Origin of the sequence: Microcystis sp. M113S1 (assembly GCF_020246945.1) — a bacterium.
Lineage (GTDB): Bacteria > Cyanobacteriota > Cyanobacteriia > Cyanobacteriales > Microcystaceae > Microcystis.
In genome coordinates this window covers 1-20,620 of sequence record NZ_JADBSA010000127.1, presented here as the reverse complement: position 1 = coordinate 20,620, position 20,620 = coordinate 1, and the positions used below count along the sequence as shown (strand labels likewise).

The following is a 20,620-nucleotide window of genomic DNA, read 5'->3' as shown; positions in this document are numbered from 1 at the left end:
GTGGGGGTAGCCGGAGAATTACATATTGGCGGTGTCGGGTTAGCTAGGGGTTATTTTAATCGTCCCGAATTAACTCAAGAGAAATTTATCCCTAATTCTTTTGAGAAGGATGAAGTGATCCCCCCAACCCCCCTTAATAAGGGGGGAACTCAAGGAGGAGCAAAATTATATAAAACAGGAGATTTAGCGCGTTATTTACCTAAGGGAGAATTAGAATATTTAGGACGCATTGACAATCAAGTTAAGATTCGGGGTTTTCGGATTGAGTTGGGGGAAATCGAAGCATTATTAGCATCTCATCCCCAGATTTGGGAAACAGTAGTAATAGTGAGGGATGATACAACAGGAGATAAACGTCTTGTGGCATACATTGTGCCACAATCGGAAAAAACGATTACCATTAACGAAATACGGCAATTTCTGAAAGCTAAATTACCCAGTTACATGGTTCCTAATGCTTTCGTTATTTTAGATGCCTTACCCCTTACTGCTAATGGTAAAATAGACCGTCGTGCTTTACCCCCATCAGAATCTAGTAGCGAACCATCAGAAAAATATGTTGCGCCGCGTAACCCGATTGAGGATATATTAGTAAATGTTTGGTCAGAAATTCTAAAAGTAGAGAAAGTGGGCATCAATGATAACTTCTTTGAACTGGGAGGACATTCCCTACTAGCCACTAAATTAGTAGCACAGATCCGCGATCGCCTGAAAATTGAGCTTCCCCTACGTCAGTTATTCAACACAGCAACCCTAGCTGAATTAGCCCAAGGGATTGAACAGTTAAAACAGGAAAAATCTGATAACATCGTTCCAACTATTTTACCAAGAAAAAGAAAATGAATTTTGAAGAATTACCCCTATCCTATGCCCAACAGCGTTTATGGTTCCTAGATCAATTAGAACCCAACAGTTCTTTCTATAACGTTCCTCTTGCCTTGCATTTAGCGGGGGATCTTCAGGCAGATATACTCGAAAAAAGTTTACAAAAAATTATTCAGCGCCATGAGTCCCTCCGCACAAATTTCGCCACGGTTGAGGGAAATCCTGTACAAGTAATTAAACCAGAAAGTAATTGGCAATTAACGCTTGTCAATGGGAAAGACAGCCCAAAATATCGAGAAGATCAGGAAATAAAAAAATGGCTAGAAATTCACAGCCATCAACCCTTTGATTTAGCCAATGACTACCTAATTAGAGCCACCCTACTCAAGTTATCAGACACAGAATATTTCTTGCTGATTTGTCTGCACCATATTGTCTCTGATGGTTGGTCAATGGGGGTATTTATTGAGGAATTGACAACCCTTTATAATGCCTATACTAAAGGTTTAGAGCCTCTTTTACCAGAGTTACCGATCCAGTATGCCGACTTTGCAATTTGGCAGAGGGAGTATTTACAGGGAGAAATCCGACAAAATCAGTTAAATTACTGGCAAAAACAGTTAGCAGCAGCACCCGCCTTATTACATCTACCGACAGATCGTCCAAGGCCTCCGGAACAACGTTTTGAGGGAGATCAGATAAATGGTATTCTTTCCCCAGAACTCAGTCAAGACTTAAATAAGCTGAGTCGTGAAAAAGGTGTCACCTTATTTATGACCCTCTTGACCGCATTTAAGGTTCTACTCTATCGTTATACGGGACAAGAAGATATTTTAGTCGGTACTCCCATCGCTAACCGTACTCGTAGCGAATTAGCTGGGTTAATCGGCTTTTTTGTCAACACCCTAGTCTTAAGAACAGATTTAGCAGGAAATCCCAGTTTTAGCGAGGCATTAAAACAGGTACGAAAGACGGCAACAGATGCTTACGACCATCAAGATTTACCCTTTGAAATGTTAGTAGAAGCATTACAACCTGAAAGAAATATGAGTTATACTCCTTTATTTCAGGTGATGTTTGGACTAGATAATGAAGTTCTAAATGAAATGGATTTAGAGGGAATAAAAGCCACCCCTCAGCCTTTGGAATTTAAAAAGGCTAAGTTTGATCTAAGTTTGTTTATACAGGTAAAAGAAGCTGGATTGACTGCACATTGGGAATATAATACTGACCTATTTAATGGTGAGACTATTGAGAGAATGAACGGTCATTTTCTGGCTCTAATTGAGGGAATTATTGCTAATCCGAGTGAGCGGATTTCTCAATTACCTTTGTTAACTAAATCTGAACAACAACAGTTATTGATTGACGGTCATAATACTGAGGTAGATTATCCAGTTGATAAGTGTATTCATCAGTTATTTGAGGAACAAGTTGAACGAACTCCTAATGCTGTAGCGGTGGTATTTGAAGAGCAAGAATTAACCTATAATGAGTTAAATTGTCGAGCTAATCAGTTAGCGTATTATTTGCAATCTTTAGGTGTTAAACCTGATGAATTAGTGGGGATTTGTGTAGAACGTTCTTTAGAGATGATTGTAGGATTATTGGGGATATTAAAAGCGGGTGGTGCTTATGTCCCTCTTGACCCAGAATATCCTCAAGAACGCTTTAGTTTTATGTTAGAAGATTCTCAGGTAAAAGTCTTGCTAACTCAAGAGCATCTGGTGGAGCAACTTCCCAGGTATGAGGCTAACCTATTGATTTTAGAAAAAATCTGGCAAGAAATTGAGCAAAACAGCCCGGATAACCTGAGTAATCCCTTAACTCCCTTTAATTTAGCCAATGTAATTTACACTTCCGGCACAACAGGAAAACCTAAAGGGGTGATGGTAGAACATAAAGGGCTATGTAATCTAGCGCAATCTCAAATTCAAACTTTTGGACTGCATTCTGATAGTCGTGTTCTCCAATTTGCCTCCTTCAGTTTTGATGCTTGTATCTCGGAAATTTTGATGGCTATGGGAGCAGGAGCAACACTTTATTTAGGAACAAAAGAGTCTTTGATGCCGGGGACACCGTTAATTGAAAAATTACAGGATTGTGGGATTACTCATATTACCTTACCACCATCAGCACTGACAGTTTTACCTGAGTCAGAATTGCCGAAGTTACAAACAATAATTGTCGCTGGAGAAGCTTGTTCAGAGGAACTAATTAAACAATGGTCTGCTGATAGAAACTTCTTTAATGCTTATGGGCCAACAGAAACTAGCGTTTGTGCTACAATCGCTAAATGTAGTCCTGATGATCAAAAAATTTCCATTGGTCGCCCAATATTTAACACACAAATCTACATTTTAGACTCCAATCTTCAACCAGTACCTGTAGGTATTCCAGGGGAAATACACATCAGTGGAGCAGGATTAGCAAGAGGTTATCTTAACCGTCCCGAATTAACACAAGAAAAATTTATTCCTAATCCTTTTAGTAATTCCCCAGATTCTCGTCTCTATAAAACGGGAGACTTAGCACGTTATTTACCTGACGGTAATCTCGAATATTTAGGACGGATTGATAATCAAGTAAAAATTCGGGGTTTCCGCATTGAATTAGGAGAAATTGAAACCATTCTCAGTCAGCACAGCGCAGTCAAGACAGCTATTGTTATTGCCCGCGAAGATGAGACAAATCAGAAACGTTTAGTTGCCTACATTGTCCCCCAAGCAGAGGGGATTTCTGCCCAACAAGAGCAAAGTTTGCTTACTGTTAATGAATTGCGGCAGTTTCTGAAAGCTAAGTTACCAGAGTATATGATTCCTAGTGCCTTTGTCATTTTGGAATCCCTACCCTTAACGCCTAACGGTAAGATTGATCGTCGTGCCTTACCTGCTCCCGAATTCCAAAGCGAAGAACAATACGTTGCGCCGCGTAACCCGATTGAGGAGATATTATCCTCGATTTGGGTAAAAGTCCTAAAAGTTGCACAGGTGGGGATTCACGACAACTTCTTTGAGTTAGGCGGACATTCATTATTAGCAACTCAACTAATTTCGCGCATCCGTGAGGCTTTTCAGGTAGAAATGCCCTTACGGGAGTTATTTGTTGCACCGACAATCGCCGAATTAGCACAGGAAATAAAACGGATTTCGGAACGAGAACAACTCACTGAACTGCCGATTTTACCTAGGGACAAAACAGCAGAATTACCCTTATCTTTTGCTCAGACTCGTCTTTGGTTTTTAGATCAATTTGAGTCCAATAGTTCTTTTTATAATATCCCCCTAGCCTTGCGTTTAGAGGGAACTTTAAACTCACAAATCTTAATCCAGAGTTTAGAAGAAATTTGTGATCGCCATGAAGCCTTAAGGACTAACTTCATTAGCGTTGATGGTATCCCTACCCAGGTTATACAAACGCGAACCTGGACAGTTACGGTAGTTGATTTACAGCATTTATCTAGCAGTGAAAAAGTAATTGTCTCCCAAGAGTTAGCACAAAACCAAGCGATTCAACCGTTTGACTTAGCAAGTGAACCCTTAATCAGAACCACTTTAGTCGTGTTATCTGAAACGGAACACATCTTGTTAGTCTGTATGCACCACATTGTCAGTGATGGCTGGTCAATGGGGGTATTTCTTCAGGAATTAACCGACCTCTATAACGCGTACATTCAAAATCAGCCCTCATCTTTAAGTCCGTTACCGATTCAGTACGGTGATTACACTCTTTGGCAAAAACAGTGGTTACAGGGAGATATTCTGCAACGTCAATTAGATTACTGGCAAAAACAGTTAGCAGATGCTCCCGCGTTATTATCCCTTCCCACAGACCGACCTCGACCAGCTGTACAGAGTTTTGCTGGTGCCCATCTTCCCTTTACCCTTTCCTGGGAATTAAGTCAAAAACTCACCCAACTGACTCAAGAACAGGGTGTCACCTTATTTATGACCCTGTTAACAGCTTTTGATGTCTTGCTTTACCGTTATACGGAACAGGAAGACATCTTAATTGGAACTCCTATTGCTAACCGTAATCGCAGTGAATTGGCAGGATTAATCGGCTTTTTTGTCAATACTTTAGTTTTACGAACTGATTTGTCAGGCAATCCTAGTTTTAATGAGTTATTAATTCGCGTTCGAGAAATGGCAATGGATGCTTACACTCATCAAGATTTGCCTTTTGAGATGTTAGTAGAAGTCTTACAACCAGAACGAGATTTAAGCCATGCTCCCCTCTTTCAAGTGGACTTTTTACTGCAAAATGAACCCCTATCCCAGTTAGAATTAATAGGATTAACTGCCAGTCCCTTGTTAACAGAAAATGCAACGGCTAAGTTTGATTTAACCTTGGCAATGGAAAATACTGATAGAGGATTAAGGGGTGTATGGGAGTATAATACAGACCTATTTGAGCGTAGCACCATTGAACGATTGGCGGGGAATTTTGTGACATTGCTAGAAGCAATTGTTGCTAACCCTCAACAGCAAATTTCCCAACTACCCTTGTTAACAGAGGTAGAGTCACAACAATTATTAAAAGATTGGAATGCGACGGAAAAAGATTATCCTTTCCATCAATGTGTTCATCATTTATTTGAAGAACAAGCAGAACGAACACCGAATGCCGTAGCAGTGGTATTTGAAGGTCAAGAATTAACCTATCAACAGTTAAATATTCAAGCCAATCAACTAGCCCATTATTTACAATCTTTGGGAGTAAGTTCAGAAGTTTTAGTTGGCATTTATCTAGAGCGATCGCTGTTGGTAATTGTCGGATTATTAGCCGTTCTCAAAGCTGGGGGAGCTTATGTCCCTTTAGATCCCGATTATCCCCAGCAACGGTTAACCTACATGGCAGAAGATGCCCAAATTTCTCTACTGCTAACTCAAGAAAGTTTACTCGATTCTTTGCCAGTAGAAGATGTGGGGGTAATTGTCTTAGATAAATTATCCGAGATATTGACAGTTCAAAGTCCAGAAAATCCCTTCAGTGAAGTAGCAGCAGAAAATCTACTATGCCTATTATATACATCTGGTTCAACGGGTAAACCGAAAGGGGTAATGTTAACCCACGAAGCCTTAGTTAACCATAGTTGGGGCATTAGTGAAGTATTCGGTTTAACAGAATCTGATCGCGTTTTACAGTTTGCTTCCTTTGGTTTTGATGTCGCTGCGGAAGAAATTTTTCCAACCTGGTTAAAAGGTGGCACAGTGGTCTTAAGACCAGGGCAAATGTTTGCAACTTTGACTGATTTTGCCGATTTTATCGAACAAGAAAGTCTCACCGTTTTAAATATTACCCCCGCCTATTGGCATGAATGGGCGCTCGCCGTTTCCCAATCATTAGCTACTGTACCATCCAGTCTGCGGGTTGTCGCTGTGGGAGGGGATGCAGTGTTACCAGAAACCGTCAATATTTGGCGACAAATGGTCGGGAAACGGGTTCAATGTATCAACGTCTATGGACCCACAGAAGCGTCTGTAACCGCCATAGTTCATGACTTGCTAGATTATCAGTCAGAGAAAATCAATTCGGTGCTGATTGGTCGTCCCATTGCTAACACAAAAGCCTATGTTCTGGATCAAAATCTGCAACCTGTACCCATTGGAGTTAAGGGAGAATTGCATTTATGCGGTGTTCGTTTAGCGCGGGGTTATCTGAATCGTCCCGAATTAACTGCTGAAAAATTTATTAACAATCCCTTTGCTAATGCAGCTTTCAATCGGTTGTATAAAACGGGAGATTTAGCGCGTTATTTACCCGATGGTAATATTGAATGTTTTGGCCGGATTGACAATCAGGTTAAAATTCGCGGATTCCGTATTGAGTTAGGAGAAATTGAAGCGGTACTTAACCAAAATATTGATGTACAAACATCTTGTGTGATTATTCGCGAAGATACTCCGGGGGATAAATATTTAGTCGCCTACATAGTAGCTCATTACGAACGGATACCGATGATTAGTGAACTGCGTCAGTTTCTGTCCAGTAAATTGCCTCTATATATGGTTCCTCAAGCTTTTGTTTTTCTGGAATCTTTACCCCTTACTACTAATCGTAAGGTAGATCGTCGCGCTTTACCCGCACCAGATAAAATAGGGAATCGCCGGGATCAATATGTAGCACCACGCAATGGAATTGAAGAGATGTTGGTGCAAATTTGGACAGAAATACTCAAAGTAGAGCAAGTGGGAATTTATGATAATTTCTTTGAAATTGGCGGCCATTCTCTCCTCGCAACTCAATTAGTCTCGCGGATTCGGAGTTTATTTAAAATAGAACTACCTTTGCGGAGTTTATTTGGTGCAGCTACGGTAGCCGAATTAGCGCATCTTATTGGACAATTACAGCAGCAAAATCTCACTCTAACATTACCCCCCATTTTACCGAGAACTAAGGATACAGAACTACCTCTATCTTTTGCTCAACAGCGTTTATGGTTTTTAGATCAATTGCAACCAAATAGCGCTTTATATAATATACCGATGGTGTTGCATTTCCGAGGCAACCTCAATCAAAAGGCCTTAGAACAAAGTTTACAAGAAATTTGCGATCGCCATGAAGTATTACGGACTAATTTTGTCACGATTGGTGGACAACCGACTCAGGTTATTCAAACAACAAGGGAGACAATATCGGTCGTTGATTTACAAGATTTACCCATCCATGAACAAGCAGAAAAAACACAGCAATTAAAGCAAAAACAAGCGACTCAACCCTTTGATTTAGCCAAAGAATCCTTAATCAGAATCACTTTAGTGGTGCTATCTGAGACGGAACATCTCTTGTTAGTGTGTATGCACCACATTATTAGTGATGGTTGGTCAATCGAAGTGTTGATTCACGAATTGACCAGCTTATACAATGCTTACACTCAAAATCAACCCGCAAATTTAGCTCCCTTACCGATTCAGTATGCAGATTTTGCAGTTTGGCAAAAACAATGGTTACAAGGGGATGTCCTACAAAGTCAATTAAATTACTGGCAAAATCAACTAACAGCTGCACCCCCTTTATTATCTCTTCCCACAGACCATCCTCGACCTGCGGTGCAAAGCTTTGTCGGTACTCAGCAAGAATTTTCCCTTTCCCCCAAACTTAGCCAAGCTTTGACTGAATTGAGTCACCAACAAGGGGTGACATTATTTATGACGCTGTTGGCTGCTTTTGATGCTTTACTGTATCGTTATACAGGTTCCGGTGATATTTTGGTAGGAACTCCCATTGCTAACCGTAATCGCAGCGAAATTGAGGGTTTAATCGGCTTTTTTGTGAATACTTTAGTGATGCGGACGGATTTATCAGATAATCCGAGTTTTAGTCAGTTATTAACCCGTGTTCGGGAAGTGACCATGGATGCTTACGCGCATCAAGACTTACCCTTTGAAATGTTAGTCGAAGCGTTGCAACCGGAACGGGATTTGAGCCATACTCCCCTATTTCAAGTCGCTTTTGTCCTGCAAAATACACCCAAGTCTGAGATTGCAATGACGGGATTAACGGTGACAGATTTGCCACCGGAAAATACCACAGCTAAGTTTGATTTAACCTTAGCAATGGTTAACACCGATGATGGCTTAAAAGGTGTCTGGGAATATAATACTGATTTGTTTGACAGTAGCACTATTGAACGACTATCATGGCATTTTATTAACTTATTAGAGGGGATTGTAGCCAATCCTCAAGAGCGGATTTCCCAATTACCCTTATTGACAGAAAGTGAAACTAATCAGTTATTAATTGAGTGGAATAATACTCAAGTTGACTATCCTGAGTATAAGTGTATTCATCAATTATTTGAGGAACAGGTAAAACGCACACCCGACGCGGTAGCGGTGGTCTGTTCCCAGCAACAATTAACCTATAATGAGTTAAATCGGCGAGCTAATCAATTAGCACATTATTTACAATCTTTGGGGGTAAAACCTGATACTTTAGTCGGCATTTGCCTTGAGCGTTCCTTAGAGATGATTGTGGGATTATTAGGTATTTTAAAAGCCGGTGGTGCTTATTTACCACTTGACCCGGAATATCCCAGTGAACGGTTAAGCTTCATGTTAGAAGATGCTCAATTATCATTGCTGTTAACGCAACAAAAGTTAGGAGAAAATCTCCCTCAACATCAAGCTTCGATTATTTGCTTAGATACCGACTGGGAAAAAATTGCCGAAAACAGCCAGTCAAATCCAGAAAACACCGTCACCCCAGATAACTTAGCTTATGTTATCTACACTTCCGGTTCCACAGGTAAACCGAAAGGGGTGTTAGTCAATCACTCTAACGTAGTGCGATTATTTGCCGCTACAGACGCTTGGTATAATTTCAATAGTCAAGATGTCTGGACTCTATTTCATTCCTACGCTTTTGACTTTTCGGTGTGGGAAATGTGGGGAGCTTTGTTATATGGTGGATGCTTAGTAGTTGTCCCCTACTTAGTGACGCGTTCTCCCGAAGCATTTTATCAGCTATTATGTCAAGAAAAAGTCACAATTCTCAATCAAACTCCTACCGCTTTCCGTCAGTTAATTCAAGTTGAAGAATCCTTAAAAGGAAGTTTTCCCCCCTTATCAAGGGGGGTTAGGGGGGATCGTTCATCGACAACAGATAACGATTTAAGCTTACGTTTAGTTATTTTTGGAGGAGAAGCTTTAGAAATTAACAGTTTACAGCCTTGGTTTAACCGACATGGTGACCAATGCCCCCAATTAGTTAATATGTACGGAATTACGGAAACTACCGTTCATGTCACCTATCGACCATTAAGTATGACCGACTTGGATAGTACAGCTAGTGTGATTGGTTGTCCCATTCCCGACTTACAGGTATATTTACTAGACCAATATTTACAACTTGTACCGGTTGGTGTACCCGGGGAGATGTATGTGGGGGGTGCAGGAGTAACAAAAGGTTATCTCAATCGTCCTGAATTAACAACAGAAAGGTTTATTCCTAGTCCTTTTGAAAATTCCAACAAATTGTATAAAACGGGAGATTTAGCGCGTTATTTACCTAAGGGAGAGTTAGAATATTTAGGACGCATTGACAATCAAGTTAAGATTCGGGGTTTCCGTATTGAATTAGGAGAAATCGAAGCCTTACTCAACCAAAATCAGGCGGTACAGTCTTCTTGTGTGATTGTCCGTGAAGATAATCTAGGGGATAAACGCTTAGTTGCTTACGTTGTACCGCAACCCGAAATCAACCTGACAATTAACGAAATACGGCAATTTTTGCGAGCAAAATTACCTGATTATATGGTCCCAACGGCTTTTGTTTTTCTTGATACTTTCCCCTTAACTCCCAATGGCAAAATCGACCGCTGCACCTTACCTGCACCCGATTTACAGAGCCAAGGTGAATATATAGCTCCCCGTAATCCCATTGAAGAAAAAATAGCGCAGATTTGGGCTGAGGTACTGAAATTAGAACGAGTCAGTATTGAGGATAATTTCTTTGAATTAGGGGGACATTCCCTCTTAGCTACCCAGGTTATCTCTCGGTGTCAGGAAGCTTTTGAAATTGCTTTACCCCTACGTTATCTGTTTGAATCCCCAACCATTGCTCAGTTAAGTGCGGTAATTTTAAAAGAACTGCAAACAGGTTTAGGGTTAAAGCTACCATCAATTGTACCCGTTAATCGAGAGGATGATATTCCCTTATCCTGGGCGCAAGAACGTCTCTGGTTTGTGAATCAATTAGAAGGAGAAAGTGGTGCTTATACTATTGATTTAACGATGCGTTTGCGCGGAAATCTCAATATTAAAGCCTTAGAAAAAGCTTTCCAAGCAATTATTCAACGCCATGAACCCCTACGGACTCAGTTTAAACTCAAAGATAATCAACCAATACAAGCGATCGCCTCCAATGTCAACTTTACCTTACCCGTAGTACAAAGCCAGCCTCTGCAAGTAGAGCAACTGTTGATAGAAGCGGCCTCCGAACCCTTTGATTTAGCTAATGGTTCAGTATTACGAGTCAAATTATGGCAAGTAAAGACAGATGAATATGTCCTATTATTAGCCATTCATCATATCGCAGCCGATGGTTGGTCAGTAGGTGTTTTAATCGACGAATTATCAGCCTATTATCGAAGTTTCTGCACCGGGACAAAAGCAGATTTACCTGATTTATCAATACAGTATGCTGACTTTGCCGTGTGGCAGCGTCAATGGTTAACCAATGAAGTATTAGACCGTCAATTAAGCTACTGGAAGCAACAATTAACTGGGGTTCCCCTACTACACCAACTTCCCACAGACCGTCCCCGGCCAGCAATCCAAAGTTTTCGCGGTGGGACGGAGCGACTGCAACTAGATAGTCAACTAACGCAACAATTGAAAAAACTCAGTCAAGAGTCCGGTAGCACTCTCTTTATGACATTACTAGCGGGTTTTGCTGTGTTACTATCTCGTTATAGTCAACAAACAGATGTGGTAATTGGTTCACCAATTGCTAATCGTAACCGCACCGAAATTGAAGGGTTAATCGGCTTTTTTGTCAATACTTTAGTGTTAAGATTTGATTTATCTCAAGACCCGACCTTTGAGGATTTTCTCGCACAAGTCAGACAAACGACTCAAGACGCTTACGACCATCAAGATTTACCCTTCGAGATGTTAGTCGAAAAATTACAAATTGAGCGTCATTTAGATCGTAATCCTTTAACGCAGATAGTTTTTGCCCTTCAGAATGCTCCTAGTTCTCCCTGGGATTTACCCGGACTAAACATTGAGGAGATACCATCGGGACTTGATTCAGTCAGGGTTGACCTAGAAGTTTACCTGTGGGATGCACCGGAAGGATTGGGCGGTTTTTGCTCTTATAACAGGGATTTATTTGCTGCTGAAACTATTGTCAGTATGATGAATCATTTTAAGAATTTATTAGCGGCAATTGTGGAAAATACCCAGCAATCAGTGGCCTTGCTTCCCTTATTAACTCCAGAGGAAAATTATCAACTATTAGAAGGGTGGAATGAGACAAAAGCTGATTACTCCTATAACAAGTGTATTCATCAATTGCTCGAGGAACAAGCAGCGCGTACCCCTGATGCAGTAGCAGTAGTTTTTGAAAGTCAACAGTTGACTTATGCAGAATTAAATAGTCGGGCCAATCAACTAGCTCACTATTTACGCTCTTTAGGTGTAGAAACCGAGGTAATAGTCGGTTTATGTGTAGAGCGCTCTTTAGACATGATTGTGGCATTATTTGGCATCCTTAAAGCAGGTGGGGCCTATCTACCCCTTGACCCGGAATATCCTCAACAACGCTTACAATTTATGTTAGAGGATAGTCAAGTACCCTTACTGCTAACCCAACATTCACTGATTGATAAACTCCCTAATCATCAAGCTAAAACTGTATTTTTAGCTGAAACTTGGGAAGAAATTAAACCAATGAACCGGGATAATTTGACAGGGAAAGTGACAGCTTCTAATTTAGCTAATGTGATTTATACTTCTGGTTCTACGGGTAAACCTAAAGGGGTGATGGTTGAACATCAGGGTTTGTGTAACCTTGCTCTAGCACAAATTGATACTTTTGCTGTGTCTTCTCAGAGTCGAGTGCTTCAATTTGCTTCTTTTAGTTTTGATGCCTGTATTTCAGAAGTTTTGATGGCTTTGGGAGCAGGCGCTGCACTTTATTTGGCAAGTAAAGACAATTTAATGCCCGGCCTACCCTTAATCAAGCAATTACGAGATAATAAGATTACTCATATTACTCTACCGCCATCAGCTTTAGCAGTGCTACCGTGGGACAATCTTTCCTCTCTGCAAACTATTATTGTTGCCGGGGAAGCCTGTTCTCCTGAATTGGTGAAAAAATGGTCACAAGGACGAAATTTCTTTAATGGTTATGGACCAACGGAGGGAAGTGTTTGTGCAACGATAGCTAAATGTGCGCCGGTTGATGAAAAAATAACTATTGGTCGGCCAATTCCTTATGTCCAAGTTTATATTTTAGATTCTCATTTACAACCGGTTCCTATTGGTGTACCCGGGGAATTACACATCGGAGGAGCAGGGGTAGCCAGAGGTTATTTGAATCGTCCAGAATTGACACAAGAGAAATTTATTCCTAGTCCTTTTGAGGAGCAGGATCTGATCCCCCCAACCCCCCTTAATAAGGGGGGCAATCAATGGTCAAAATTATACAAAACAGGAGATTTAGCTCGTTATTTACCTGATGGAAGAATTGAATATCTGGGACGAATTGACAATCAGGTTAAAGTAAGGGGTTTCCGTCTCGAATTAGGGGAAATTGAAGCAGTTTTGAGCCAACATCCCCTAGTACAAGAAGCGGTTGTGATAGCTCGCGCTGATCAGACAAGTGATCATGATCATGACCAGCTTAATACTAATTTAGTAGCCTACTTAGTTCCGGCTCTCAAGGATCAAGTATTGCCTGAACAGCTTGCTCAATGGCAGAGTGAATATGTTAGTGATTGGCAAAAAATTTACGAAGAATCCTACAGTAAACCCCAACCTCAAACCGAGGACCCCACTTTTAATATTAGTGGTTGGAATAGTAGTTATACTGGACAAGCTATTCCTGCAGCAGAAATGCGGGAATGGGTTGAGCAGACGGTGAGCCGAATTTTAGGAAATCAACCACCGCAACGAGTATTAGAAATTGGTTGCGGAAGTGGATTATTGCTATTCCGTGTGGCGAAACATTGTCAGGAATATTGGGGAGCCGATTATTCCTCTGCTACCATTAATAACCTAGAACATTTATGTAGCACAATTGAGGGTTTAGAGGGCAAAGTAAAATTATTACACCGAACAGCCGATGATTTTACCGGTATTCCCCAAGCTACTTTTGATCGAGTAGTAATTAACTCTGTTGTTCAGTATTTCCCTAGTGTCGATTATCTATTACAAGTTATCGCAGGAGCAGTCAAGACGATTGCGGATCAGGGTCAAATTTTCTTAGGTGATATCCGTAGTTTGCCCTTACTAGAGCCTTACCACGCTGCGGTACAGTTAGCTCGCGCTGAAGCTAATAAACCCCTTGAACAATGGCAAAAACAGGTGAATCAAAGTGTAGCTACCGAAGAAGAATTGCTAATTGAACCTCAGTTCTTTATCGCTCTTAAACAACGTTTTCCGCGAATTTCTTGGGTAGAAATTGCACCGAAACGGGGTCAGGCTCAAAATGAGTTAACCCAATTCCGCTATGATGTTACTTTACATCTGGATACTGATGTTCAAAAAACGACAATTCCTTGGCTAAATTGGCAACGAGATGGGTTTTCTTTAGGGCAACTACAAGATAAACTGAAACTGGAACAACCAGAATATTTAGGTATCAGGGATGTGCCAAATCAACGATTACAAAAGGCGCTACAAATTTTAGACTGTTTAGAAAATCCTCCTGGGGTAACAACGGTGGGAGAATTGCGGCAATTGTTAGGAAAAAATACCGGGATAGGGATTAATCCTGAGCAAATGTGGCAACTGGGAGAACAGTTAGGTTACACTGTTCATCTCAGTTGGTGGGAAGGTAGTCAAGATGGTTCTTTCGATGTAGTTTTCTGTCGCCAGAATGCCATCTTAGAACCGATAATAAGTAAAGTTGATCAACAACCATACCCCAATTTTTGGGATGATGGGACGATTATTCCCAAATCCTGGACTGATTATACGAATAATCCCCTATACGGTAAATTAGTCCAGAAGTTGGTGCCACAGGTGCGGGAATTTGTCCAACAAAAGCTACCTAATTATATGGTTCCCCAGGCTTTTGTTTTGCTTAATACCCTACCTTTGACTCCTAATGGTAAAGTAGATCGGCTGGCTTTGCCTACACCCGATACAGCTACACGCAATTTAGCTACGGGATTTGTAGCACCTCGTACCCCGATTGAAACTCAAATGTCTCAAATTTGGAGTGAAGTTTTGGGAGTCGAACGTATTGGAATTAAGGATAATTTTTTTGAATTGGGAGGACATTCCTTGTTAGCAACTCAGGTTATCTCTCGTTCCCGCGATCTTTTCTCGTTGGAATTGTCTTTACAAAATTTGTTAGAATACCCAACTATCGCTAATTTAGCCCAAATCATTGAAGTTCTTAGCGTTACTCCGGAACAAACAGCTATGACTGAAACCTTAGAAGATTATGAGGAAGGTGAATTATAAAAAAGTATGGACTTTTTCATCCTCAGAGCAAACTTCGTGATTTAGACCTAATTTAAAAACAACTTTGGGAGGCAATTGGTAAGTGAAAGTAGGAGAATTTTTAGCCTATTTAAAGGGTTTAGACATTAAACTATGGCTGGAAGGCGAAAAACTTCGTTTTCAGGCTCCCAAAGGGGTTATGACCCCAGAAATTAAAGAAGAAATCGCTGCCCAAAAAACTGAAATTTTGGACTTTTTAAAGGCGGCAAAAATCCCAACTAATACTGTTGATTTAGAGATTATTCCCGGGTCACGGGATCAGGATTTACCCCTATCTTTTGCTCAACAACGACTCTGGTTTCTGCAGCAACTTTCTCCCGATAGTCATTCCTATAATCTGTTGGAAGCTTTGCGGTTAGAAGGAAACCTCAATCTATTAGCTTTAGAACAAAGTCTCAGTGAACTGATTCGCCGTCACGAAATTTTAAGAACCACTTTTCCCATGGTAGAAGGGCAACCCATTCAGCGCATTGCTCCCCCTTCACCCGTCAGTTTACCCCTGGAAGATTTACAAGGTTTATCAAAGAATGAACAAACAGAACATCTGCAAGAAATAGCGATTGCTTTCTCCTTAAAACCCTTTAATCTAGCCAAGGAATCATTAGTCCAATTTAAGTTAATTAAACTGGGTTCTCAAGAGTATGTATTGCTGTTGAAGATGCACCATATTATTTACGATGGTTGGTCTTTGAGCATCTTCTTTGATGAATTATCTCAACTTTATGCGGCCTTTGTCCAGGGGTTGCCTTCCCCTCTCGCTAAATTATCGATTCAATACGCCGATTTTGCCGTATGGCAACGTCAATGGCTCACCGGTGAAGTCCTGGAACGTCAACTTAATTACTGGCAAAAACAGTTACAAGATGCACCTACTATTTTAGAATTGCCGACGGATTATCCCCGTCCCCCAATTCCTAGTTTCCGGGGTGATGGGCAGGTTTTTCACCTGAATAAAGACTTAACACAACGCCTCAAACGGTTGAGTCAGGAGTCAGGAGCAACGCTATTTATGACTTTACTGGCGGCTTTTTTTGTCCTAATTTCTCGTTATAGTGGTCAATTAGATGTTTTGGTGGGTTCTCCCATCGCTAATCGTAATAGTTCGGCAATTGAGAAATTAATGGGATTTTTTGCCAATACTTTGGCTTTAAGGGGTGATATGTCGGGAAATCCGAGTTTTCTGGAGTTATTAGAACGAGTAAAGCAAACGACTTTATCAGCTTATGCCCATCAAGATTTGCCTTTTGAAATGTTAGTAGAAAAATTACAATTAAACCGAGATTTAAGTCACAATCCTTTGATACAGGTGATGTTCTCACTGCAAAATACTCCCCAATCTGAGGCAAGTTTATCTGGCTTAAAGATGGAGAGTTTGCCTTTATCTGTTGAGCTTAAAGCGCGATTTGATTTAGAGGTTAATTTTTGGGAGGTTGCTGATAGGTTAGAGGCGGTTTGGTGTTATAGTACGGATTTGTTCGCCGCTGGCACTATTAAGCAAATGGGGCAACATTTTCAGAATCTCTTAACTGCGATCGCAGATAATCCCAAAACGGGAATTTTTGAGTTACCGATGTTAAGTGATGAAGAACGTTATCAATTGTTATCATTGTGGAACGAAACTCAAACAGATTATCCCAATAACAAATGTATTCATCAGTTATTTGAAGAACAAGTAGAACGGACTCCTAATAATATAGCAGTGGTCTTTGACCATGAATCCTTAACCTATTCAGAATTAAATAATCGAGCTAATCAATTAGCTCATTACCTGCAAAAATTAGGAGTAAAACCTAAGGAATTAGTGGGGATTTGTCTAGAACGTTCTTTAGAGATGATTGTGGGATTATTAGCTATTCTTAAAGTCGGTGGAGCTTATGTTCCGATTGACCCAGATTATCCCCAAGAACGCATTAGCTTTATGCTCCAAGATACCCAGGTTAAGATACTGTTAACCTGTGAATCTTTAGAGACTTCCTTGCCAAATCATCAGGCTATTGTTGTCTGTTTAGACAAAGATTGGCAACAAATTAATCAAGCAAGTCAGAAGAATCTTAACAGCGCGGTTTCTGCGGATAATTTAGCCTACGTCATTTATACTTCTGGTTCTACAGGTAAACCTAAAGGTGTTGAGGTTATTCATCGTAGCGTTAATCGTCTTTTGTTGGGCGTAAATTACGCACATCTAGATGCAACACAAAGATTTTTACAAATGGCTCCCATTGCTTTTGACGCTTCTACCTTTGAGATTTGGGGTGCTTTATTACATGGTGCGAGATGTGTGATTTTTACGGAAGATATTCCTACCGCTACAAGTTTAAGAAATGCAATAGACAAACATGGCATTACTATTTTATGGCTAACGGCTGCTTTGTTCAATACGATTATTGACAATAATTCCCAAGCTTTATCAGGAATTAAACAGCTACTAATTGGTGGAGAAGCACTTTCGGCTGCTCATGTTCATAAAGCACTGGAAACTTTGCCATTGACGCAAATTATTAATGGATATGGACCAACAGAAAGTACAACTTTTACCTGTTGCTATCCTATTCCTACACAACTAGAGGCAACAATAAAGTCAATTCCCATTGGTTGTCCAATCTCCAACACACAGGTTTACATTTTAGATAACTATCTCCAACCTGTCCCGATTGGTGTAGTCGGAGAATTACATATTGCTGGTGCAGGATTAGCCAAAGGTTATCTTAACCGTCCCGAATTAACCCAAGAGAAGTTTATCCCTAATCCTTTAAGTAATTACCCAGATTCTCGTCTCTATAAAACAGGAGATTTAGCGCGTTATTTACCCGATGGTAATATTGAATATGTAGGACGGATTGACAATCAAGTAAAAATTCGCGGCTTCCGCATTGAATTGGGAGAAATTGAGGCGGTACTTAGTCACAATGAGATGGTACAGTCTTCTTGTGTGATTGTTCGTGAAGATAATCCGGGGGAAAAACAGTTAGTTGCCTATATTGTGCCTAAGCTAGGAGTAAAGCTAACAAGTGGCGATTTGCGTCAATTTCTTAGCCATAAATTGCCCGGTTACATGGTTCCGAGTGCCTTTGTGCTGCTGGAGTTTTTGCCTTTAACAGCTAACGGAAAAATTGATCGTCGTGCATTAAAAGCTCCTAGTAATACCAGTGATTCAGACAGATTTATTGAAGCGCGTAATCAGTTAGAATTAAACCTCGTGCAAATCTGGTCAAAAGTGCTAAAGATTGACAAAATTAGCGTGCATGATAACTTTTTTGACCTCGGTGGTCATTCCCTTTTAGCTCCTTATTTAATCACCCAAATTAAAGAACAGTTAGGCAAGGAAATTGCCGTAACCACACTGTTTCAAAACCCAACTATTGAACAGTTAGCGACCATTATCCAAACCGATTCAGATTCCTCTAACCAGTCTTGTTTGGTTCCCATTCAACCCCAGGGTTCAAAGCCACCTTTCTTCTGTGTTCCAGGCGCCGGGGGACGACCATTTTATTTTTACCATTTAGGACGTTATTTAGGAAAAGATCAACCTTTCTATAGTTTTGAAAATGATCTCTATCAACAGTTTGGAGAAATCACTCGTATTGAGGATATAGCCAGTATTTATCTTAAAGCCATGCAGGATTTACAACCCCAAGGACCCTACTTTTTGGGAGGACATTCCTACGGTGGTAATGTGGCTTTTGAAATCGCTCAACAGTTGGTTAATCAGGGTCAACAAGTGGCATTACTAGCAATCATTGATTCTTCAGCACCCACTTATAAAGACAAACAAATTTTGCTTGATTATATTAATTGGGATCATGTGCGATGGTTAGCTGAAGTCAGCAAAGGTATCGAAGTTTATTTAGATAAAACCATCGATATTTCCTATGAAACTCTTCAACTCTTAACAGTGGAGGAACAATTAAAATACGCCTTAAACTTTTTTAAACTGGCTAATATGCTTCCTCCCAATGCGGAAACTAGGCAGCTTGAAAAAATTGTCCAAGCCTATAAAACTAGCTGTTTATGTCTGATTGATTATCTCCCTAAACAGACTTATCCCGGTAAAATTACGATTATACGGGCCAGTGAGGAATTATCTGATGATCCAAATAAAGATTTAATAGCTGGAGATTGCGAGGATTCCTCTTTAGGCTGGAGTGAATTTTCTACAGAGCCAGTTGAGATTCATTTCGTCCTAGGAAATCATGTCTCGATTATGGTAGAACCCCATGTCCAGATTTTAGCCGAAGAGTTAAAAGGTTGCCTTGAGATTTGATACCAAACCCGTTTTTAAGACTATGATTAACTCCCAATCCAACTTGAAAAACCCAGTTATGAATTGTTTCTCCCCAATCTCCTCTATCTTTTAAACAGGATTTAATCTAAGAACTGACGATTTTCTACAAGTTGTGTGAACGGTAAGACTAATGTAGAATGCTGCAAGGCATCTGATTGCTAGACAGCCGATTTGTATTCTTTTGCCTTACCATGGATTTTATATGACTGAAATCCCGACCAACCAATCCAACTTAGTGATTTTAGGAGTCTCATCAATGACGGAAACTACTGAAACGGCCATTCCCAAGGATTTTCTGGGAATTAATCCCACAGAAATCAACAAAAAACTTATCTCCTGGGGAATTTCTCTAGATGAAGTTGTTCAAAAACTTGCTTCTCTGGGACTCCCCGGCATTATTTTCATTATTGCTATTGCCGCATCCAGCACTACTGCCTATCCTGCAATTTACGCACTTTTAGGGTTAGGCGGTCCGCTGGGACTAATTGGTGGACTTGGGGTCTTAGGCATCTCTACCATTATTGGCGACATTGTGACAGGTTATGGCATTGAGGCACTGCTTAAAACGGTCTATCTCAAACGTCGTGAAACAGAAACTCAAGAATATCTCATCAATGAGGTGGAAGGTTTACCAATTTCTCAAGTTCTAAAACTTAACCTGAAAAAGGCTATTGAAGTCGAAATTACTGCCGAAGAACCCGTTGCTCCCAAAGAAGTCGAAATTGCTGAAGAGTAGTTTTAACTTAACTAAGCACTTTCTCCCTCCTCTACCCGGCTGTCTCCACCAGCCAATTGACTTGTTTAGCAAACCCTAAATACAACAAAAAACCGCCATAAATCTTACTCCTGCTTGACTTATGGCGGTGGTTTATTTCTGTCTGAATTACTGAAAGCAATCTTTAAATTAATTAACTATCTTCCCAGTCAGAAGGCCATTTCCAAGTCCAAACGGGAGCCGGTTCAGAATCGGGGGGGGAATCGGGGGTCGGAGCCTCGTCTTGGTCTGCCGATAAAAAACGAGCAAAGAAGGGGATTGCTTTACTTTGTTCGCTATTAGGATAATTCATGGTCATTCCTAGTTTTGAGTGGCAGCTTTTTCAAGATAGCTGCGATTACCCTGTGATAGTAACATATATTGCCGTCTTACTCAAGTCAAATACTCACCTTACCCGCACTCCCATCGGTGACACTTATCGAAAATTTGGGTTAAAACCCCGTCCTTTTAGGACGGCTTTAAGCTACAATGGAAAAAGCGATAACCAAGCTAAAAACTGAACCTTGACCACAGATAGTAGGGGGTTTCGTTCAGAAAAGACTTCAAATTCGGCCT

Annotated in this window: 5 protein-coding genes; 4 read left to right on the top strand and 1 reads right to left on the bottom strand. The window is 40.6% G+C overall.

All coding sequences use genetic code 11. The annotated features are described in order from the left end of the window. From IM319_RS06500 to IM319_RS06485, 4 genes are all read left to right on the top strand, one after another. Positions 1–843, top strand: an 843-nt coding sequence (locus IM319_RS06500; protein ID WP_287735056.1) for a non-ribosomal peptide synthetase, incomplete at its 5' end; no start/stop codon positions are given. After that, entirely contained in the window at positions 840–14,969 is a 14,130-nt protein-coding gene (locus IM319_RS06495; RefSeq protein WP_287735055.1) for a non-ribosomal peptide synthase/polyketide synthase, read from the top strand. The genes IM319_RS06500 and IM319_RS06495, both read left to right, overlap by 4 nt. Before the next feature lie 82 nt (positions 14,970–15,051). After that, a complete protein-coding gene (locus IM319_RS06490; protein WP_287735054.1) occupies positions 15,052–19,269 on the top strand; it encodes an amino acid adenylation domain-containing protein in 4,218 nt (1,405 codons plus the stop codon). 277 nt (positions 19,270–19,546) lie between these two features. Beyond that, the gene (locus IM319_RS06485) at positions 19,547–20,026 is read left to right on the top strand and encodes a hypothetical protein (protein WP_286827201.1); all 480 of its coding nucleotides are present in this window, start codon (positions 19,547–19,549) and stop codon (positions 20,024–20,026) included. A 172-nt stretch (positions 20,027–20,198) separates the two neighbouring features. On the opposite strand, the gene IM319_RS06480 is transcribed toward IM319_RS06485, so the two are convergent. Next, positions 20,199–20,357, bottom strand: a complete 159-nt coding sequence (locus tag IM319_RS06480) for a microviridin/marinostatin family tricyclic proteinase inhibitor (RefSeq protein WP_002750786.1) — start codon at positions 20,355–20,357, stop codon at positions 20,199–20,201. Between the last annotated feature and the right edge of the window lie 263 nt (positions 20,358–20,620).